This is a genomic window from Maridesulfovibrio spiralis (SeqCode), from assembly GCF_048571135.1.
Classification (GTDB): domain Bacteria; phylum Desulfobacterota; class Desulfovibrionia; order Desulfovibrionales; family Desulfovibrionaceae; genus Maridesulfovibrio; species Maridesulfovibrio spiralis.
On record NZ_CP182344.1, the window covers coordinates 2,446,062 to 2,465,893 of the forward strand.

Here is a 19,832-nt window from a genome sequence, read left to right on the forward strand (position 1 = left end):
ACCGGACTGTTTTTTCATTATTTCAGCTTATCAACCAGCAAAGGCTCGGGGTGTTTTTTGTTGCGTGCCAGACGCAGGGCATCCTTGCGGCATTTGTTTGTGCACACTCCGCATCCCATACACCTCTTGGGATCAATGCGCATGCGCTTATCGCGCAGATTCATAGCTCCAAAGGGGCAGTATTCCATGCACTGGCCGCAGCCGATGCATTTTCGCGGGTTCACAACGGCGATATAGCCGGACGGGACCAGCAGTGGAACCTTACTGTCTCCGGACTTCAAAGGCCCGCAACATCCGGGGCAGCAATTGCAGATGGCGCAACTCTTGCCGGATGAGCTCTCCTTGAAACAAACGTAATGCACATGGCCTTTTGCGTTTTTGGTTTCGAGAATCCTTACAAGCTCTTCTTCATTTACTTCCCGTGCATTTATCAGTTTGTTCTCAATTATAAATGACTCAGACGGTCTTTCGGCAAAAATACATAATTCCGCCAGAGACGGGGATTTATCCTCGGTGTCAGGGCAGGGAGATTCAAAAAGTACGAGCTTGTTTTTTGCAGAGCGCGACTCACCTTCAGGTGATACCGCAGCGTCGGTCACCATTGCTTTAAGCAGTTTGATCGCTTTTTTGGTAGGGATGAGCTTGCCGTGATATTTTTCGGCGAAGTCATCCGCGAAATTCAAGTTCTTTTTCATGGTTCTCCCTCTTATAGACATAATTATCAGAGCCGGAAAAAATAGTACAGTTTTTCCAGAAGCAACTTCACAATCCACTATGCTTATGTCTATGCTGTTCAAGTACCTGATACCATATTCCGGGGTCGAGTTGAACAGGAGTTAGGAATGGATATAAAAGTTCGCAGACATGGAGAGACTGTTGTTGTCTCGATGGGCGGAAGGATAGATGCTTACGGGGCCGGAGAGCTGGACCGGACCTTGAAAGATCTCCTTGCCGATGGGAATCTCGCTTGTGTCGCTTTTGATATGGCTGAGGTCCGTTATTTGAGCAGTGCCGGTATTCGATCCATTGTGCGGACCATGAAAATTCTGCGCAAGCGTAACGGTGCGCTTGCCATTTGTGCTCTTTGTTCCTACTGCCGCAATGTTCTTGATACAGCCGGGATGACCCGTTCCCTTAATATTTTTTCAACCCATAGTGAGGCTATGGGATTCCTGCAATCCGTGCACTGGGAGCGTCAGGCTCTGGAAAATTGGGAGCGCATGGAGATAGCTGACTCCCCTATTGGCCGGTTCAGGTTTGTTCCCGGTGAAAATGCTCAGGCAGACTTGAAAGTCATCGGTTCCCTTGCTGATATTTTTCATTCGCGTGTTGATGAGGGACGCGTTTTCTCGCGGGGGTTTTCCCAGACTGAATATTCCATAGGTGTGGGCGGACTTGGTGAGGTGGCTGATGATTATATGAAAGTGCTCGGCTCCATGCTGACCATTGGTGGAACAATGGCCTGGCTGCCCACGGATGGTCATGATCTTGCCGATTTTCTGGTGCCGCGCAATGATACCGGTTCGGTTATGATCCGCACTCCCTTCAATTTGACTCTACCCGGAAGTTTCAATGAGTATATAATGTTCGACTCCAGCGAGGAGGGCGGAACAACTCTGGACCGTCTTTATCGCGGCATGTTTCTTCTGGCCCGGAGACGGCGCAGGGACTTCAAGGGCGTGCTCGGTGTTGCCGCGTGGATGCAGACCAGTGAATTGCTGGCCGGAACAATGATGCGGTCCCCGGTGCGGGAGTTCGCACCGGAAAACAAGAGGGCGATCACCGATCCATCCAATAGCGACGAATGGTTCAAGCGTGACGTCTTACCCCGTCACCGGGATGTGACCTGCCTTACCTGCGGGGTTGGGGTTGATCTTTCATGCGATCTTTCTGTTTACGACCAGTCCGGTCTTTATGCCGCCTTTTATATTGATCCGGCTACAGCCGGGGACCGGGGCCATATCCTGAATAACCACGCTGCTGTCTTTGAGCAGGCCCATATGCCGGATAAAATGGTCTGTCTTGATAAGATGGTCCGTGAGGTTTCAGCAAAAGCAGAGTTTAAGGATATGCGCAAATTGCGTGACAATACCCGTATCACCCGTGCTTTTCTGGGCATAAGTTATATCCAGAGGCTGGTTCGCGACAGTTCAGGATGGCTGGGTACGGAAATGCCGACCAGCCGGACCATAGCCAAGAAACGCTACCGGGAAGAAGCAGAGTTTCCTCTGGTTCCGGCAAAGCGTGAGGCCGAAATACATAAATTTCAACGATTCCTTGAAGCACAGCAGGCCAAGCTCGGCGGACAGGGGAAATAGGTTGCCTGTTACCCGGATTTGCGGGTAACAATCCACGGTAGATCAGATTAACTTAATGCAGTTTAATTTCAGGAGTATATATGCGTTTCCGTATGGCTCTATGCCTTCTTTTCATAATGATGTTGTCTACTTCGGCGTATGCCGGGGATAATACAATCAAAGTTGGAGTGCTCTACAACCTGACCGGGGGCATGGCTGCCATCGATCGTCCCGGAATGCAGGGCATGGAGTTGGCCAAAGATATTATCAACTCCGGTGGCGGCATACTGGGACGAAAATTAAGTCTTGTTATCTCCGACTGTCGTTCAAACCTTGATTCTACAGCCATGGCCTCCGAAGCTCTGGCCGGGCAGGATGATATGGTGGCTGTGATCGGGCTGAATGATACCGATTATGTAATGTCTGCGGCTCCGGCAATTACAGCCAAGGATACAATTTTTATCACCGCCGGGGCAACCATGCAGAACCTGCCCTACATGTATGGGAAATATTTTTTCATGACAGCTTTCGGTGATAATATGCAGGCCCGCGCTGTTGCCAAGTTTGCCAAACGCAGGCTGGAAACTTCACACAGCTTTGTGGGAACGGATATTTCCAATGAGTTTACCAAAACGTTATCCAAGTATTTTAAGCGCCGTTACCGCAAGTACGGCGGAACTGTTGTGGAGGAACTCTGGTATAATTCCGGTGCGGATAAATATCCTCTGCCCAAGGATAAATCCAAGGATACGGATTTGATTTTCATCTCGTCCATCCCACCTGATGCACCCAAATATATTACCGAAGTCCGCAAAGCGGGGTTCAATCAGCCCATCGTGTCTGGTGACGGATTTGATACTCCGGGGTTGCGGGATGTCCCTGCCGAGTATGCCCACTCCATTTACTTCGCCACCCATGTAGCACTGGATAATCCGGCGCCTATGGTTCAGGAATTTGTAGACAGCTATACACGGATGTTCGGCAAGAAACCGGAATCAGGATTTGCCGCTCTAGGTTATGACACGGTTATGCTGCTGGCACAGGCCATTGAACGGGCCGGTGTTGCGGATTCGGAAAAAGTCAGAGAAGCTTTGTCTAAAACCGATGGTTTTAAAGGTGTAACCGGAGAATTTTATTATCCCGAAGGGATAAGGGTTCCCATGAAAACTGTGGATATCGTTAAATATCAAAATGGTACATTTTCTTTTGTTGAGCAGATCAGCCCTAACTAGTTTTATTGCAGAATCGTTTTAATATCTTCAGAATGAAATGGTTTTGTTTTGAAGACCTTACACATGTTTTATTTCAGCACTTGATATGGAGCAATATATGGAATTCAGCATTGTCAAAGAACCTGCTTCCGCATGGTCTGCGGACGCGGTTATTTTTTTTGCGTTTAAAGGTGCAGATGAGTATCTTTCCGGTTTTTCTTCATGGATGGCTGCAGATGCGGACTGGGTAGCCGGATCTCCCGCTCTTGGGGATTTTTCCGGTGAACTGGGTGGTTCGGCTGTAATTTACGGTTCGGGAACTTCTGTGCAGCGGGTGCTGTTGGTCGGCCTTGGTGAGGAAAAAGACTTTGGCGTGGAGCAGTTTTTACAAGCGGTAGGTTCTGCCATGCGTAAATGCCGGGAACTTAAATTCCGTACAGTGGGTGTGCCTCTTGTGTCTTTTGAAGGACTCGGTCTTGAAGATAAGCTGCAACACTTTGTAATCGGCGCCATGGAAGGTCTCTATTCTTTTGACCAGTTTAAATCAAAGAAGGACGAGAAGAAGGACCTGCCGGAGACAATCCGTTTCCTGACCGAAGAAGAGCCTCCGGCACATCTGGATGAAATGCTCTCCAAGGGACACGCTGTTGGTCAGGGTATCGGTTATGCCCGAGATCTGGTCAATCTGCCGCCCAATGTGGCTACTCCGGTCTTTCTTGCTGATGAGGCCAAGAAAATGGCCAAGAAGTACGGCTTTAAGTTCAAGGCCATGAAGCGCAAAGAGATAATCGATAAAGGCATGGGTGCTTACGCATCAGTCTTTCGCGGCTCCAGTGATGAACCGCGCATGATTACTCTCGAATACTGCCCGAAAGACCGTGAGGGGCAGAAACCTTTGGTGCTGGTGGGTAAAGGCGTAACTTTCGATACCGGGGGGATTTCGCTGAAGCCGACCGGATTCATCGAAGACATGAAATGCGATATGGCCGGGGCTGCGGCTATTCTCGGTTTTTTCCGGGCTATCGGTGAGATCAAGCCTGATCTGCCCATTGTTGCTATTCTGCCTTGTGCAGACAATATGCCCGACAGCAATGCGACGCGTCCGGGCGAGGTGGTTACGTCCTTTTCCGGTAAGACCATTGAGATTTTGAATACTGATGCCGAAGGGCGTTTGCTGCTTTGCGATGCACTTGCTTATTCTGCGCAGTATGAGCCTGCGGCGATCATTGATCTCGCCACCCTGACCGGGGGCTGCATTGTGGCTTTCGGATGGAATGTGGCGGCGGTGATGGACAACTCCCCAATGATGCAGAATCTGGTCATTGATGCAGGTATGAATGTGGGTGAGCGTTTCTGGCCTATGCCGCTCTGGGATATCTACAAGGAAGAACTCAAGAGTGAAGTTGCGGACCTCAAAAACATAGGTTCTCGAGAAGGGATGACCATCCATGCCGGGATGTTCCTTAAGGAATTCGTTCCCGAGGACACGCCTTGGGCGCATCTAGATATTGCCGGACCTGCATGGCGCAAGAAAAAGACTCCCGCAGGTTCAGCCGGAGGAACCGGATTCGGCGTGCGCACACTGGTGGAGATTTCAGAGAGTATTGATCTGGAAGATATGTAGACAGTATTTCATCTTGCAGTCCATGCATATTCATGCAAGCTTCATTTTTTGCGACGCACTAAATCGCAACGGCAAGATTACATGGTTTATTAAAAATCTTATATTTAAGCTTATAGGAGCACGTACATGGCAAAAGCATCTGCCCGTCATCTTTTGGTTAGTGATGAAGAAACCTGTCTGGACCTGAAAAAACAAATTCAGGAAGGCGCAGATTTTGGTGAACTGGCAAAAAAACACTCCAGCTGCCCCTCTGGACAGCGCGGTGGCGATCTGGGTGAGTTCCGCCCCGGACAGATGGTCCCGGAATTTGATACCGTTGTGTTCAATGAAGCTGTTGGCGAAGTTCATGGCCCGGTAAAAACACAGTTCGGTTACCACCTTCTGGTAATCGATAGCCGCGAAGACTAAACAACTCTTCACCCTTGTAATAAAAAAAAGCCCTGACTTAGTCGGGGCTTTTTCTTGTTACACACTCTCATCTGCGAAAATTTCTTCAATCCTGTTGCAGGGACATCCTGACCCCAGCAGCATTTGTAGCAGCAGGGTGGCTTTGAGTGCCGAAAGTCCTCCGGCGATGATGACCCCTTTCTGCTTCAGGTTGGCGGCTCCGCCCGGATAGGCGTAAATGGGCCAGACTCCGCCTTCAACGCAGCGGGTGCAGAGTACAACCGGGATTCCGGCGGCAATACATTTTTCAATTCCGGGGACTGCTCCGGGAGGGATGTTCCCGGCTCCGAATCCTTCCAGCACAATTCCTTTAGCTCCGCTTTCGAGCAGTTTGTCAAGCACGGTGGAATCCATGCCCGGATGGCAGCCCACAAGGTGGACCTTCTCTGCCATAGCGGTGACCGGAAAGGACAGTCTAGGCCTACGGCCCGGCTTGGCGCGGGTGAGTATGACTGATTCCCCGGCAATAAAACCGATTCTCCCTGTGTTCTGACCGATGAAAGGGTCAACGTTCAGGGAGCTTGATTTGATGGCATTCTTTGCAGCGAAGAGTTTGTCGGCCATCTGGATGATGACGTCGGTTCCTTCCGGCGGAGGCAGCAGACAGGTGCGGATGGCATCAACAAGGTTGCGAATGCCGTCGTATCCGGATTCATTGAAATAGCGCATGGCTCCGGTGAGGATCACCGGTTTGGGAGAGCAGACGGTAAGATCCAGCACATAAGCAGTCTCGGCCATGAGGTCTGTTCCGTGCAGAATGACTGCGCCCAGCACCTGATCTTCGGCTAGGTACTCTTCCACATCGTGGGCCAGTTTTAGCATCTTTTGCGGGCACATGTGCGGGCTGGGGATATCCGACCAGAGTACGGGCCGTATTTTTATGTCATGCCCGTCCGGGGTTATTTCGTTAAGCAGCTTGGTAAAATTGTCGTCCGGTACAACTCCCCCGGCATCAGGTTTTTCACTCATGCCGATGGTCCCGCCGGTAAAGATGAGAATCACTTCTCCAGAAATATTATTTGAACCCATTTTTAGTCTCCGTGAAAGTAGAGTATGCGAATCTGGTAGCTCATGAATTCTGTGATGGCAACAACTGCACACTGCTGGATCAGAAATAATAAAATGATCTACTTTTCTGCTCCGGGTATGATATGGTGAAACTATGTTTGTGTACTAATTGCTTTGGAGGGTGCTTCAAGCATGGTGGTTTTAGAAGGATATATCATGCAGGGGCTCGAGTTTCTGGCTCAGGATTATCCCGGAGTTGTGGTCGGCCTTGATGAGAATAAACGGGTTGTTTTTGTGGGTGGGGAAAATGCTGCGGTTCTTTCCGGGTATCTGACTGCCGGGGAATATCTCGGGGCACGCAAAGACTCCCTGTTAAGCAGGCTGGGGGCATTTGTAGATAGAGTCATGAATGAAGATCCCCTGCCAGCCGGTTGCTTTGAGTCAAGATGTGATGATGGTGTTATCCTTTGGAAAGGTATCTACCACGATGATTCCGGACTGATTATTCTTAAAGGCAGGCTGGTGGAGAGCGCGGACTCCGCATCTGATTTAAATCTTTCTGATGGGAAAGAAAAAATTTTATCAACTTTGCTGGGTAATTTGCCCGGTATGGCCTACCGCTGCCGCAACGATGTAAATTGGACCATGAATTTTGTTAGTCAGGGCTGTTCTGAGCTGACCGGATATGAAGTGGATTCGCTGTTGGCTAATCGGGATATAGCATATTCCGATCTTATCCTGCCCCAATACCGGGCTCATGTCTGGGAGTGTGTTCAAGAAGCTGTACATGACCATGAACCCTTTGAAATGATCTACAAGATCAGGACCGCTTCCGGTGGTGAAAAATGGGTTTGGGAGAAGGGCGTGGAGACCCGAGGTGATGATGGTGAGAGCTTTCTTGAAGGCTTTATCACCGATGTAACGCCGCTAATGCTGGCTGAGCAGGCCCTGCATCAGAGCGAGGAACGCTACCGGCTGATGGCGGAAAAGACCGGACAGCTTGTTTATGATTTGGATATTGCAAGCGGTAAGCTGGTCTGGTCCGGGGCGGTTCAAGAAATTACCGGGTATGGGGAAGCAGAGTTTCAGTCTGTAGACCTCAAGGGTTGGGAGGAAGGCATACATCTTGATGACCGCGATTCCGTTATTGCCGAGTTGGAAGATTGTATCCGCGAAGGGCGGCCTTTTGTTTCCGTGTACAGGTTCAAGCGCAAAGACGGCAGTTATCTGTATGTGGAGGATGAAGGAAGTTTTGTTATGAATGCCAACGGCGAACCGATGCGCATGGTCGGTGTGCTCCGCGATTACTCTCATAAGATGAAAGTTCAGGAGTTGATGATTCAAACTGAAAAGATGACAACCGTGGCCAGTCTTTCCGCAGGCATGGCTCATGAAATTAATAATCCTTTGGGAATCATCACCCAGTCCGCCCAGAATATCGAGCGCAGGCTTTCAACGGAATTTCCTCTAAATATTCAAACTGCCGAGAATATAGGGGTCTCGCTTGATTCTGTTCGCAGGTACCTTCGCGAGCGAAAGATTCTTAGTATGGTCGAAGAGATTAAAGAGGCCGGTGCTCGTGCGGCTAAAGTTATAGTCAATATGCTCAATTTCAGCCGTCGGTCTGATAATAAAAAAGATTATTGTTCCATACCTGATATTGTAGATCAGGTGATTGAGCTTGCTGATCAGGAGCTGTGCCATGATGAAGGGTGTGAGTTCCGTAAGATTAAATTTGTTCGGGAATTACAGGATGATCTGCCGGAAGTTCTCTGTTTTGCAGCAGAACTGGAGCAGGTTCTGCTTAATCTTGTCAACAATTCCGCTCAAGCTGTGATCGATGCCGATGTTTCAGGCAAAGAGCCTGAAATCGTGATCAGGGGCTATAGCAACAGTGCTTATCTGAATATTGAAGTAGAGGATAATGGCCCGGGCATGGATGTCTACACACGCAAAAAAGCTTTTGAGCCTTTTTTCAGTACGGGAAGTAGAGGAGGAAGCGGTTTAGGATTGTCGGTGGCTTATTTCATCATCACCCGCAATCATGGGGGAACCATCCGAATTGATTCCGAGCCGGGTAGAGGCACCAGATTTACCATTCAGATTCCGCGTGGACCTGTTTCAGATATATTTTCCAAGGGTTTGATTTAGTCCCTCGGAAACACGGCCAAAGGGAAGTTGGCAAAATAGGGAAAGCCGGGGAAAGTCTTATGTAGACTTTCCCCGGCTTATTAGATTCATATGGAAGCTGCTTATTTCTGACCAGAGGCCTTGAGCTGCTTACCGCGGTTCATGTGGCGCTTGGTAGCGGAGAGTTCCACTTTGCGCAGGCGGATGGATTCCGGGGTGACTTCGATCAGCTCATCGTCGCGGATGAAGTGCATGGCCCGTTCAAGGGTCATGGGGCGGATAGGGGTCAGGATAACTGCCTCGTCCTTACCGGAAGCACGCATGTTGGTGAGCTTCTTCTCTTTGGTTGGGTTGATATTGATATCATTATCCCTGTTGTGTTCACCTACGATCATGCCTTCATAAACAGGATCACCGGCTTCGATGAACATTTCGCCGCGGGGTTCGAGGTTGAAGATGGCGTAAGGAACGCCCTTACCTGCGCGGTCGGAGACAAGAGATCCAGTGTAGCGGGAGGGGAAATCTCCACGGTACGGTTCGTAACCTGCGAACAGGGAGTTCATGATACCGGTTCCCTTGGTGTCAGTCAGGAATTCATCGCGGTAACCGATAAGAGCGCGTGAAGGTGCGGAAAATTCTATGCGCACACGCCCTTTACCGTTGTTGACCAAGTTGGTCATTTTACCCTTGCGGGTGGAAAGTTTTTCGGTAACTACGCCGAGGAAAGCTTCTTCACAGTCGATGAAGACCTGTTCCATAGGTTCAAGCTTCTGTCCGTCTTCCTTTTTGAAAATAACTTCAGGACGGCCTACGGAAAGTTCGAACCCTTCACGACGCATGGTTTCGATGAGAATCGCCAGCTGGAATTCGCCGCGCCCCTTAACGATGAAGCTGTCTTTTTCGTCGCTTTCTTCAACCTTGACAGCCACGTTGAGCAGGGTTTCCTTGTGTAGCCTTTCGCGGATTCTGGAAGACTGGACCAACTTACCTTCGAGGCCTGCCATGGGCGAGGTGTTGATGGTGAAGCGCATGGAAACGGTCGGTTCGTCAACGGTAATGCGGGGCAGTGCCTTCGGAGCTTCCTTGGTGCAGATGGTATCCCCGATGGTGATGTCATCGATGCCGGAAACAACAACAATGTCACCGGGGTTGGCGATATTGGTTTCTGCAAAGGAAGGGCCGTCATAGGTCTGGATTTTGGTCAGGCGCAGGGATACATGCTCCCCGTTTTCATTGATGCAGAGCAGGGGTTCGTTCTGCTTGGCTTCACCGTGGATGACCTTACCGATGGCAAGACGTCCGAGGTAGTCGGAGTAGCCGAGGTCGGATACCAGCATCTGGAAAGGTTCTTCTTCATTATAAGAAGGACCGGGAACCTGATCCAGAACGAGGTCCATGAGCGGGTGCAGGTTCTCGCCCTTTTCTTCAAGGGTTTCCTGTGCGATGCCGTCACGCCCAATGGCGTAAAGCAGGGGAAATTCGAGCTGTTCTTCGTTGGCGTCAAGATCGATGAAGAGGTCGTATACTTCGTCGAGAACTTCGTCCGGGCGGGCATCGCCACGGTCGATTTTGTTGACGACAACGATGATTTTGAGACCTGCTTCCAGTGCCTTCTTGAGTACAAAACGGGTCTGGGGAAGGGGGCCTTCGGAAGCGTCAACGAGTAGGATGGCGCCGTCAGCCATAGACAGGGAACGTTCAACTTCGCCACCGAAGTCGGCGTGACCGGGGGTATCGATGATGTTGATTTTTACGCCTTTCCAGTCAACGGCACAGTTTTTAGCGGCGATGGTGATCCCGCGTTCACGTTCAAGGTCCATGCTGTCCATGAGGCGGTCATCAACTTCCTGACCCTCACGGAACAGGCCGCTCTGTTTGAACATGCCATCTACCAAGGTAGTTTTACCATGGTCAACGTGTGCTATGATAGCTATATTTCTAATTTTTTCGTTTTGGGTAAGTTTAGTCACGGATTCCTCCGGCGCCGGAGATTTGCCAAAAAAAATCCCCTGCACGGGGGATGCAGTACAAAATGGGACAAATTCTCAGCGGCTGGTTAAAGTAGAGATAAGGAGACGTTAGTTAGGGTATATTAGAACGGCTGGCAAGGGAAAAAATGGGCTTTCTGGTGACATTCAGGCGAATTTTAGTCGGTAAGGGCCGTGGGCTTGCTTTTCCGGCGCACTACCTATATCAAGTTGCGCCCCGGTATTAATTACTTTATGTAGGGTTCATAAATTCAAGGAGCGCATATGCCTGAGAAAGATTTACGAGTGGAACTTCTGTCCATGACTCCCAACAGCCTTGAGCTGCTCTATGCCGCCTTCCGCCAGTGTTACCATGCCGGATTCGTGGCTGACATGTGGCCTCGGCTGGTTAACGGGGAAATCGACAAAGAGAAGCAGGCCGAGTTTGTTTCCAAGATTCTTGAGTCCGGCCACAACAGTCCCATTGAGCACGTCAGCTTCACCTTTGCTATTGAAGGTATTTCCCGGGCCTGTTCCCACCAGATAGTGCGCCACCGTCTTGCTTCCTACTCGCAGCAGAGCCAGCGTTATGTGGCCGAGAACGATATGGATTACATCATTCCTCCTGCAATCGCCAAGATCCCGGAAGCGCGCGAACGTTTTGAAAAATTCATGGAAGAGGTAGGCAGTGCCTACAAAGATTTGCGAGAGATTCTTGTTGACGCCGGCCGTGAAGCTAAGGCCAATGAAGACGCTCGTTTTGTCCTTCCGCAGGCAGCTGAAACCAAGATCGTCATCACCATGAACTGCCGTTCCTTGATGCATTTCTTTAATCTGCGCTGCTGTCAGCGTGCGCAATGGGAAGTCCGCAAGATGGCCGATAAGATGCTCAAAATCTGCAAGGAGGAGTTCCCGGCCATATTCCGTAATGGCGGCGCAAGTTGTGAGCAGCTTGGGTACTGTCCTGAAGCAGATCGCTTTGCCTGTGGCCGTTATCCTACTCTCAAACAGCTGACAGAAAAGTGAGCAGTCAGCTGCATTATATAATGTAGCGTGCGCCTAGCGCGCAGCAGAGAACTTTTATTAAGTTTTCTTTAGATAGGTAGCAAAAAGCCCGTTCTTTTTTTAGGACGGGCTTTTTTGTTATCTAAAATATACCCAAAACCGTCTGAAATTGGCTGAAATCGGGAATAAGGTCGTAGAATATGTTCAGAGACTAATTTGTAGCTAACAATGTGTTGACTCACTCTCACAGACAGCCCTCAAGTGGGCTATGACAACATGTTTTGCTTCCAAAGTTGAATGTTCGACATTTCACATAAACGTCCATTCCGTGCGGATAGACAGTTATATTCCCAGTAATTTTGTTTGCACAGCTATTGTCGGCGGCTGTTGATTGATTATTCGATCAATCTTTGCATCTTTCGAAGCTTCCTTGTTTGTAATTGTGTATAGTCTTAACCCTTTGTTTATCGGTGTTTTTGAGTGTCAAGGAAATAAAAGACCATCTATATCAGGTGTTTATGTTTTGTTCTAAAGTGGGTTGCTGCTGAACCCTTTATTTTACTGGCTTCATGGCTACTCGGTTTTAAAATTAACAACTTAAAAAAATAAATGTTTTTGGTGTTATTTTTAATAAGCGCTATTAAAATAGGCATTTAAGTGATTGAATAGTGAAAAAGTAGTGTGGGTGACTAAATGAAATAATGAGTAAGAATAAATGAAACAATGAGAGAAATGGGGTAATTTTATGAAAAATTGAGTATAATTAAAATGTGTCTGTGGAAAAAGTTTTCCACAGGTGTTGATAAAAAATGTTATAAAATGGCTTAAGCTTGATTTCACGGTGCTCAGCACGATTGTCGCCCTATGAACCATATTTGTAAGGATAATAAGAAAATTCTTTTAAATTAAGCAGTTAGACTGTAGAAAACAAATTGGAAAACATCGGTAGTCCATCCCTGTATCGCGAGTTGATAGTTCTGTTCAATCTGCTGTAGGTATCCCCTCATGATGAGAGACAGCTGGAATAAGATTTTAAAATTTCTTGAGAAGGGTTTGAACCCGGGTCTGTACAAAGTATGGATCAAGCCTCTGAAAGCTGAGGTGAGCAACAACACAATTAAGTTGTATGCTCCCAATGATTTCGTGGCTGCCTGGGTTAGGGACCGTCTCATGGACAACATTAAAGAAGCAGGCGAGCAGGTTCTCGGTACCAGCCCCAAGGTGGAGATTGGGGTCAGGAAAGCCGTAAAAAAACCTGCTTACAAGGCTAAAGCTGCGCCTGCTGTAGCACGACCGGTTCAGACAAGCTTGGGCTTGCCCATGATGTCTTCTGCCGTGGTTAATACACGTATTCCCCGCTGGCGTTTTTCTTTTGATGATTTCGTAATCGGCGAGTCCAATAGACTTGCCTGTGCTGCATCCAGAAGTCTCTGTGACAACTCCCTGCCCGGCGACCAGCTCTTCCTGAGTTCTGCGCCCGGTCTTGGAAAAACTCATCTGCTGCATTCGATCGGCAAGAATCTATGTGCTTCCAGCAACAAGAAGCATGTTTCTATTGCCTGTCTGACAGCAGAAGAGTTTGCGAATAGAATGGTTCTGGCTCTGAAAGCGGGAGAAATCTCCCGTTTCAAGTCTGAATTCAGGGAAAATGTAGATTGCCTGCTGCTGGAAGACATTCATTTCTTCCAGGGTAAGCAGAAGATGCAGGATGAAATTCTGGAAACCCTGAAGAGTCTGCAGTTGCGTGGCTCCAAAGTGGTTATGACCAGTTCTTTCCTGCCCCGTGATCTGGAAAAAATTGATCAGCAGCTTGTTTCCCGTTTCAGTTCGGGACTGCTGGCACTTATTTCCACTCCGGACTTCGAGACCAGAAAACGAATCGTTGAAAGTAAAGCCATACGTTTGGGAACCCAGGTTCCGGATTCCATTTCCGAGTTGCTGGCGGACCGTATTACCACTGATGTAAGACAGCTGGAAAGCTGCCTGCAGAACCTCGTACTCAAGGCAAGACTTTTAAACCGTGATGTTTCGCAGGAACTCGCCTGGCAGGTATTGGAGAACTACTCCATCGCCAGGGTTGCACCCAGTTATGATTCTATCGTGGACCATATCTGCCGTTCCTATGAACTCACTGCTGATCAATTGCGTTCGAAAAGCCGTAAGCGCCAGATTGTACTGGCTAGAAACACCGCTTTCTTCCTCGCCCGTAAACACACCGAGCTTTCCTTGAAAGATATCGGTACCCGACTGGGCCGCAGACATTCCACCGTAATTAAAGGTATCACCAATATTGAACGCGAAATTTCCCTGCAGACTCCTCTTGGTAGACAGCTGCAGGATACAATAGACCGTCTTACTCCCTAGTCTGACAGCCTATAAAGCATCATCTGCTTTGCCGCTGTAGAGGAGACAGAAACTCACGTATGTAGATATGTTTCGTTCCTGCCTTCTCTTTGCTTCACGCATCTGGAGCTTTTTAGTTAACCAGGCGTGTCGGAGGCAGGTTTATTGTTTAAGAAGGTTAGCGTTTTTTGTCCCGAAAAAGAGTGACAGCTTCGTGCTGTTTGCTCTTTTTCGGGTTTGGGGATACTCATAACTCCGGTTTGTGAATGTTCTTAGACGGCCCTTTGTTTTTGGGGCTCAATTGCAGAGGTGGGAAATGAATTCCAATGTATGGAACTCCATAAAGAAGAAGCTTCTTGTGCGTATTAATCCCGTATTGGTCAGGGTTTGGGTGGAACCTTTATCAGCGCGTTATGAAGACGGGGTTGTGCAGCTTACCGCGCCCAATGAGTTTGTCATGAACTGGGTGCAGGAGCATTTGCTGGATCGCATTAAGGATGCGGCTCAGGAAGTGCTTGAGGCCAAGGTCGGGGTTACCATTGATTTGGAAAGCGGCAAAGAGAACCAGCCCCGTGAGTTTATCTCTGATGTATCCGCTTACTATGCAGTGGATGAAATTTTAAGTAGTATTAACAGGTTAACCGGAATAGTGCGCAGTGCGGCTCCAGTTGATTTCGTCGAGAATCAGGCCGAAGCTGAAGAAACTATGCCACCACTGGAAGTGCAGACCTTCGATTCCATTCTTGATGCTGTTATCGAAGCTTTCGGGGTCAGTTTTCGGGAATTGATGATGCAGGAAAATGAGCATGCCGTTCTGGCCCGCCGAGCTTTGTATTATCTTTGCTACCGCTACGGCATCCCCGCCGAAGAAGTTGCCCTGAACATGGATTGCACCGTTTCCGAAGTTCGCAACGGAGCTAAAATGCTTGAAAGCGAAATATCTGAAGCCATCGATAATGGCGAGGATCTGGATGAATTGTTATTGAGAATTTTTCAGAAATAAGATTGCCTCAGGCGGCCAGAGAAACGTTTTATTAGGGGTTTCTCCACCTGATCCCAAAATTTTGTATAGAAATTAAAAACCGCCATAGCTTGATAGCTATGGCGGTTTTTATTTGGAATTCGCCTAAATAAGCTAACTCCGAAGCTTATTAAAAAGTTTTGGGATTCTTGCATTAGCCCTGAGGCATCTTTATAATCCGGTTTTCAAAACCATGTCGGTTATCGGCCCGCGTGAGCGTTCTCCCTTTAGGACCATGTGCGCGTATTCCTTGTTGTTGCGCAGCTTCTTTACCACCCAGTTGAGGCCGTTGTTGCTTTCGTTGAGGTAGGGGTTATCCACCTGCCGGGTATCACCGAGGCAGATGCATTTGACCCCTTCGCCCATGCGGGTCAGCAGCGAGCGTACTTCGGACCGTGACATATTTTGCATTTCATCAATAATGACCACGCAGTTTTCGAGGTTCATGCCCCGGATATAGGCGATGGGCAGGATCTCGAATTTTTTTTGGTTGAAGCGGAACTTGTCGGAATCGGTATCCATGAAAATGCGGTTCGCCGGACGCTGTTCATGCAACTTCACAGTCAGGTCGCGGACGTAGCGCACGTAAGGCTGCATCTTTTCTTCCACAGAACCGGGCAGGTAGCCCATTTTGGCCCCGATCTCCCAGATGGGTTTGACCAGATAGACTTTTTCAAAAGGGTTATCTTTTTTTTCAAGAGCCAGATAGAGCGCAGAAGCGAGAGCGAGAAATGTTTTGCCGTACCCGGCCTCGGACTGGATGGAGACGAGGTTGATGTCCTGATTCAGCATCAGTTCAAGGGCGAGGTTCTGGTAGATGTTACGAGGTTTTACTCCCCAGACTTCGTGGGTATAGGAGATGGCCTTGTTTTCTTTGTCCCCGTAGAATACCGGAGTTCCGTTTTCCCAGCGAAAGCTGTTCAGGTAGGGAGTTTGGTCGTCGTCCACAAAGCCGGTGTACATTTGAGAATCGGAACGGAAGGGGTCAGAATCTTTGTACTCCTCGCACTTGAGATTATAGATCCCGGCTTTGATTTGCAGAATTCGGTCATTGGTGACCAGTATGGGGTTTTCTATGGACGCGTTGAGAGCTTCCTTGAGTATACGGTCATCCGGGCTGAGCTCACCGAGCTTTTCGGCAAATTCCGGGGAAAGGATGGTCAGTTTATCGTCCCTGAGAATGGAATGTACGGCTTGGGAAACAATGTGTCCGATGCGTGAATCCCTTTTTAGTTTATCCAGTTCGGTTAGCACTGTGTAGGGAATGTGGACCTTGTTTTCCACTCCATTTCTCAGGGCCGTGATACATTGCGGGTTTTCAATGAGTACGTTGGTATCCAAAACAAAATTTTTTTGTCCCATAATTCCTCAACTCTTTTTGCGGTTGTACAAAAGAGAAAAGGCGACCCGTAAGTCTGGTCGCCTTGGCTATGAAAAATACATCCGTGATGTTCTGGTTATAATGCAGGATTTCCCTGCAGCTTTCATTCTCATGTCCTAAAGGTACACGCGATGTTTATTTTGGAAAACTTTATTTTATCCCGGTTAGGTTAAGTTTTTGTAACGGCCTTATCGCCACCGATGATCATGCTGAATTCCTCATTATTCATGCCGTTAAATAGATGACCGAAGCGGGCCACGGCTTCGTAAGGGTCCTTTTCATATGCCTTGGCGAATTCGAGATATTCTTTTCCTGCCTCCACAAGACTGCTCAGCGCGCTGATACCACGGAAATCGTTGGAAAGGTCCGGGTCATCCTGAAAGAGTTGTTCGATTTTATCTTTATCGGGGTGATCTCCCTTGACGCGCACATTGCCTGACCCGTCTGTGGTCAGTTCTACCGGGGGATCGGTACTGATGCCGTTTTCCAGAAAAAGGACATCTACCTTGTTCTGAAATATCTAGGTGAACCTGATGACCTGAACTACTGCCCCCTTATCAACCCGCCCGCAGTCCGCAGGGAGGATGATTATCCCGTTACTTAAGCTCATGACTCGACGTGGTGAAAGGGTTTTATCCAGCAGCGGGTCGGTGAATATTATTCCTTCTTTTTCTGTGATCAGGCAGGGCCTAAGTTTCTCACGGTCCCTTCCTCCTTTCAATTCTTCGGTAAGAATTGCCGGGATGGTGCTGGATATTTCGGATTTTGCCTGCAGCATGGAAAGCACCGGATTGATGATGGTGTGAAATGCGAGGTTTACGGCATTTGGCGGTCCGGGCAGGCCGATAACAATGGAATTTGCCAGCTTGCAGGCGAATATTGATTTTGCCGGATGCATGGCCAGTCCCTTGAAAATAGGTGTTCCTCCGGCCTGCCGAACGGAATTGAAAACAAAATCGCGGTTGCCGGGACCAGTCCCCCCGGTGGTGACGATCAGCCCGCAATCGTTATTGGCCTGCACTGCTTCGGAAATGGCTTCCGGTGAGTTGGCGCAGGGGGAGATGCGGATGTCTTTGATTCCGTAGCGAGCGCAAAGTGATTTCATGAGAATCAGGTTGTCCGCCGGGATCAGGCCGCACTCCGTTTCCTTGGCCGGGTCGCAGAGTTCGTTGCCAACAGCCAGCACCGCCACAGACGGTAGTGGGCTGACCGGAACAGAACGGATTCCTGCGTAGGCGAGCAGGGCGGCGTCGCAGGGCGAAATAACGGAACCTTTGCTGATGATGGTTTCGCCTTTTAAAATATCGGAACCGGTTCTCCGGATGAATTCTCCTTCGCGAACCGGACTGCTGATGCTGATGGAGCATTCGTCGGCAGTAACTTTTTCAAAGGGGATAACAGCGTCTGTTCCCTGCGGGATAATGCCCCCGGTAAGCACCCGAACTGCTCCTCCTGAGCTGTTTTGCTCTGAAACCGGACATGAAGGGCGCACTTCTCCGGAAAAAGCCAGCACAACCGGATTTTTATCCGAAGCTTTCTCCGTTAGTTTGCTATGCACGGCAAAGCCGTCCATAGCCGAGCGGTCATGTTCGGGAAGAGATATTCCTGAGGAAACAGTTTCAGCAGTTACCAGTCCGGCGCAATCTGTTACGGCCATGAAATGGGCTTGTACCGGACGCAGGGATTTGCGGATAAGCTTAAGTGCTGCGCTACGCGGGATGGAAAGCGGGAAGCCTGCGTCTGACGTTTTCACGCCGCTTACGGCTTGCTGTACCCGGACCAGCTGGTCAGGAGTATTAATGTTGACAAAGGTTTCCAGTTCACAGTCTTTGTGCTTAAGCTCTTCTGTTCCCACCGTGCGGACTTTCACATCCGGGAAAAAGCGGATGATTTGGAAAATATTATTTTGCAGGTTCTGCTCAATGAAGGGCAGGCAGCGTTTTGAGTAGACCGCACAAAGCGGTTCATAAAATCCGTCGGGGTGGATGGGGATGACCACATCGTCGTCAGTTTCAACCCGGCTGAGCAGTTCAGTGATCAGTTCCCGGTTCAGGAAAGGGGAATCACAGGCGGTGACAAATACGTGCTCTGTCTGTGTATGGTGCAGTGCGGAATGGATTCCGGTCAGGGAGCTGCGCGCTTCAAAAATATCGCCCACCAGTCGGACATCAAGGTCCGTGTGGTTTTCCGGGGTGCGGGTAATGATAAATGTTTCCGCGAAAATTCCGTCGAGGGAACGGATAATTCTGCTGATCAGTTTTTCACCGGAAATTTCCAGACATGATTTATCGGTCCTGCCCATGCGGCGGCCTTCGCCACCAGCCAGGATTGCTGCGCTGATTTGAGGGTATGATGCATTGTTTCCGGTCATGCACTTTATATCGCATAAAAGGAAATCCAGTGCCATAACCTTTTTATTATGCTGAAAAAAGCCTGATGGATGCCTGCCGGTTGCAAAACAGTTTACAACATCCCCGTTCCCCCTGTACTTATGCTTTCAGAAAGTAAAGTCACTTGGCGGATGTCTTACTTGAGTAATCTGATACGGAGTTTTTTATGTCCTGCAATAAATTGAAAATGATCTGTTTTTCCCCTACCCGGACCACCCGCCGCATTCTCGATGCCATTGTGGAAGGCGTCGGCGCGGAGCAGCTGGAAGTCATTGATGTGACCCGTGCTGACCGCGTACCAGAGATTTGCGAATGTGCTGATGATGATCTGGTGATAATCGGTGCTCCGGTCTACAGCGGACGCATTCCCCTGACTGCTGCCCAGCGTTTCAAGGCTTTGAAGTCCTGTGGCATTCCTGCGGTTCCGGTTGTAGTTTACGGTAACCGCGCTTATGAGGATGCCCTGATCGAGCTTAGCGATATCGTTGTTGAGGCCGGATTCAAGTCTGTTGCCGGGGCTGCGTTCATCGGTGAGCATTCCTTTTCCACCGAGAAGACTCCCATCGCTGTCAGCCGCCCTGATCAGGATGATATCGACAAGGCCCGTGAATTTGGTAAGTCCCTCGCCGCCAAGATGGCAGAGGGTACTCTTTCTGCTTCCGTTGAAGTTCCCGGTGACCATCCATACAAAGAACGTTCACCCAAGGCTTCCGCATCACCCGTATCCAACGACAAGTGCCAGCTTTGCGGTTCCTGCGAGCGTGTTTGCCCTACTGCGGCTATATCCGTAGGAGCTATGGTCGAGACTGATCCTGATAAATGCATCTTTTGCTGTGCCTGCGTTAAGGTCTGTGCTTTCGAAGCCCGCAAGCTCGAAGTTCCCCGCCTGCTCGAAGTCTCGCAGTGGCTGGCTGATAATTTCAGCGAGCGTCGCGAACCTGAGATTTTTATATAGTTGATGCGCATTGGCCTCCGGCTTTCGTTGGAGTTTTGTCGTAGACTTGGAGG

15 protein-coding genes are annotated in these 19,832 nt (G+C 49.2%); 9 read left to right on the forward strand and 6 right to left on the reverse strand.

All coding sequences use genetic code 11. The features are described from left to right. Nucleotides 1-17: 17 nt before the first annotated feature. Nucleotides 18-695 carry a 4Fe-4S binding protein gene (locus ACNI29_RS11010; RefSeq protein WP_419778426.1) on the reverse strand — a complete coding sequence of 226 codons (678 nt, stop codon included), beginning with the start codon at nt 693-695 and terminating at the stop codon, nt 18-20. A gap of 147 nt (nt 696-842) precedes the next feature. Between ACNI29_RS11010 and ACNI29_RS11015 the strand changes: the two genes are divergently transcribed. From ACNI29_RS11015 to ACNI29_RS11030, 4 genes are all read left to right on the forward strand, one after another. Beyond that, complete coding sequence (locus tag ACNI29_RS11015; protein WP_419778427.1) at nt 843-2,318, forward strand: STAS domain-containing protein; 1,476 nt, start codon at nt 843-845, stop codon at nt 2,316-2,318. A gap of 80 nt (nt 2,319-2,398) precedes the next feature. Further along, nucleotides 2,399-3,529 (forward strand): ABC transporter substrate-binding protein, encoded by a 1,131-nt coding sequence (locus tag ACNI29_RS11020; protein WP_419778428.1) that lies wholly within the window; start codon nt 2,399-2,401, stop codon nt 3,527-3,529. A gap of 97 nt (nt 3,530-3,626) precedes the next feature. Then, the gene (locus ACNI29_RS11025) at nt 3,627-5,132 is read left to right on the forward strand and encodes a leucyl aminopeptidase (protein ID WP_419778429.1); all 1,506 of its coding nucleotides are present in this window, start codon (nt 3,627-3,629) and stop codon (nt 5,130-5,132) included. 126 nt (nt 5,133-5,258) lie between these two features. Further along, nucleotides 5,259-5,540 carry a peptidylprolyl isomerase gene (locus tag ACNI29_RS11030; protein ID WP_419778430.1) on the forward strand — a complete coding sequence of 94 codons (282 nt, stop codon included), beginning with the start codon at nt 5,259-5,261 and terminating at the stop codon, nt 5,538-5,540. Between the two features lie 57 nt (nt 5,541-5,597). Here the strand turns inward: ACNI29_RS11030 and ACNI29_RS11035 are convergent, their stop codons facing one another. After that, the gene (locus ACNI29_RS11035) at nt 5,598-6,608 is read right to left on the reverse strand and encodes an asparaginase (protein ID WP_419778431.1); all 1,011 of its coding nucleotides are present in this window, start codon (nt 6,606-6,608) and stop codon (nt 5,598-5,600) included. A 171-nt stretch (nt 6,609-6,779) separates the two neighbouring features. On the opposite strand from ACNI29_RS11035, the gene ACNI29_RS11040 reads away from it, so the two are divergent. Further along, a complete protein-coding gene (locus ACNI29_RS11040) occupies nt 6,780-8,738 on the forward strand; it encodes a PAS domain-containing protein (protein WP_419778432.1) in 1,959 nt (652 codons plus the stop codon). 101 nt (nt 8,739-8,839) lie between these two features. Here the strand turns inward: ACNI29_RS11040 and typA are convergent, their stop codons facing one another. Beyond that, nucleotides 8,840-10,687, reverse strand: a complete 1,848-nt coding sequence (typA, locus tag ACNI29_RS11045; protein WP_419778433.1) for a translational GTPase TypA — start codon at nt 10,685-10,687, stop codon at nt 8,840-8,842. Between the two features lie 282 nt (nt 10,688-10,969). On the opposite strand from typA, the gene thyX reads away from it, so the two are divergent. The 3 genes from thyX to ACNI29_RS11060 all read left to right on the forward strand — a co-directional run bounded on the left by thyX (nt 10,970) and on the right by ACNI29_RS11060 (nt 15,035). Further along, a complete protein-coding gene (thyX, locus tag ACNI29_RS11050; protein ID WP_419778434.1) occupies nt 10,970-11,710 on the forward strand; it encodes an FAD-dependent thymidylate synthase in 741 nt (246 codons plus the stop codon). Nucleotides 11,711-12,694: 984 nt separating this feature from the next. Next, complete coding sequence (locus ACNI29_RS11055) at nt 12,695-14,053, forward strand: chromosomal replication initiator protein DnaA (protein WP_419778435.1); 1,359 nt, start codon at nt 12,695-12,697, stop codon at nt 14,051-14,053. A gap of 295 nt (nt 14,054-14,348) precedes the next feature. After that, the gene (locus tag ACNI29_RS11060; RefSeq protein WP_419778436.1) at nt 14,349-15,035 is read left to right on the forward strand and encodes a DnaA N-terminal domain-containing protein; all 687 of its coding nucleotides are present in this window, start codon (nt 14,349-14,351) and stop codon (nt 15,033-15,035) included. A gap of 189 nt (nt 15,036-15,224) precedes the next feature. Here ACNI29_RS11060 and ACNI29_RS11065 read toward each other — a convergent pair whose 3' ends face one another. The 3 genes from ACNI29_RS11065 to ACNI29_RS11075 form a co-directional block, all read right to left on the reverse strand. Continuing rightward, nucleotides 15,225-16,415 carry a PhoH family protein gene (locus ACNI29_RS11065; protein WP_419778437.1) on the reverse strand — a complete coding sequence of 397 codons (1,191 nt, stop codon included), beginning with the start codon at nt 16,413-16,415 and terminating at the stop codon, nt 15,225-15,227. A 188-nt stretch (nt 16,416-16,603) separates the two neighbouring features. Next, nucleotides 16,604-16,864 carry a hypothetical protein gene (locus ACNI29_RS11070; RefSeq protein WP_419778438.1) on the reverse strand — a complete coding sequence of 87 codons (261 nt, stop codon included), beginning with the start codon at nt 16,862-16,864 and terminating at the stop codon, nt 16,604-16,606. 90 nt (nt 16,865-16,954) lie between these two features. Next, the gene (locus ACNI29_RS11075; RefSeq protein ID WP_419778439.1) at nt 16,955-18,805 is read right to left on the reverse strand and encodes an NTP transferase domain-containing protein; all 1,851 of its coding nucleotides are present in this window, start codon (nt 18,803-18,805) and stop codon (nt 16,955-16,957) included. A 185-nt stretch (nt 18,806-18,990) separates the two neighbouring features. Here ACNI29_RS11075 and ACNI29_RS11080 point away from each other — a divergent pair, with 185 nt between their 5' ends. After that, complete coding sequence (locus ACNI29_RS11080) at nt 18,991-19,779, forward strand: 4Fe-4S binding protein (protein ID WP_419778440.1); 789 nt, start codon at nt 18,991-18,993, stop codon at nt 19,777-19,779. The last annotated feature ends 53 nt before the right edge of the window (nt 19,780-19,832 follow it).

Excerpts from the sequence above, each read along its gene's own strand:
- ACNI29_RS11010 (WP_419778426.1), bottom strand. The coding sequence starts at position 695 with ATGAAAAAGAACTTGAATTTCGCGGATGACTTCGCCGAAAAATATCAC.
- ACNI29_RS11015 (WP_419778427.1), top strand. The coding sequence starts at position 843 with ATGGATATAAAAGTTCGCAGACATGGAGAGACTGTTGTTGTCTCGATG.
- ACNI29_RS11020 (WP_419778428.1), top strand. The coding sequence starts at position 2,399 with ATGCGTTTCCGTATGGCTCTATGCCTTCTTTTCATAATGATGTTGTCT.
- ACNI29_RS11025 (WP_419778429.1), top strand. The coding sequence starts at position 3,627 with ATGGAATTCAGCATTGTCAAAGAACCTGCTTCCGCATGGTCTGCGGAC.
- ACNI29_RS11030 (WP_419778430.1), top strand. The coding sequence starts at position 5,259 with ATGGCAAAAGCATCTGCCCGTCATCTTTTGGTTAGTGATGAAGAAACC.
- ACNI29_RS11035 (WP_419778431.1), bottom strand. The coding sequence starts at position 6,608 with ATGGGTTCAAATAATATTTCTGGAGAAGTGATTCTCATCTTTACCGGC.
- ACNI29_RS11040 (WP_419778432.1), top strand. The coding sequence starts at position 6,780 with ATGGTGGTTTTAGAAGGATATATCATGCAGGGGCTCGAGTTTCTGGCT.
- thyX (WP_419778434.1), top strand. The coding sequence starts at position 10,970 with ATGCCTGAGAAAGATTTACGAGTGGAACTTCTGTCCATGACTCCCAAC.
- ACNI29_RS11055 (WP_419778435.1), top strand. The coding sequence starts at position 12,695 with ATGATGAGAGACAGCTGGAATAAGATTTTAAAATTTCTTGAGAAGGGT.
- ACNI29_RS11060 (WP_419778436.1), top strand. The coding sequence starts at position 14,349 with ATGAATTCCAATGTATGGAACTCCATAAAGAAGAAGCTTCTTGTGCGT.
- ACNI29_RS11065 (WP_419778437.1), bottom strand. The coding sequence starts at position 16,415 with ATGGGACAAAAAAATTTTGTTTTGGATACCAACGTACTCATTGAAAAC.
- ACNI29_RS11075 (WP_419778439.1), bottom strand. The coding sequence starts at position 18,805 with ATGACCGGAAACAATGCATCATACCCTCAAATCAGCGCAGCAATCCTG.
- ACNI29_RS11080 (WP_419778440.1), top strand. The coding sequence starts at position 18,991 with ATGTCCTGCAATAAATTGAAAATGATCTGTTTTTCCCCTACCCGGACC.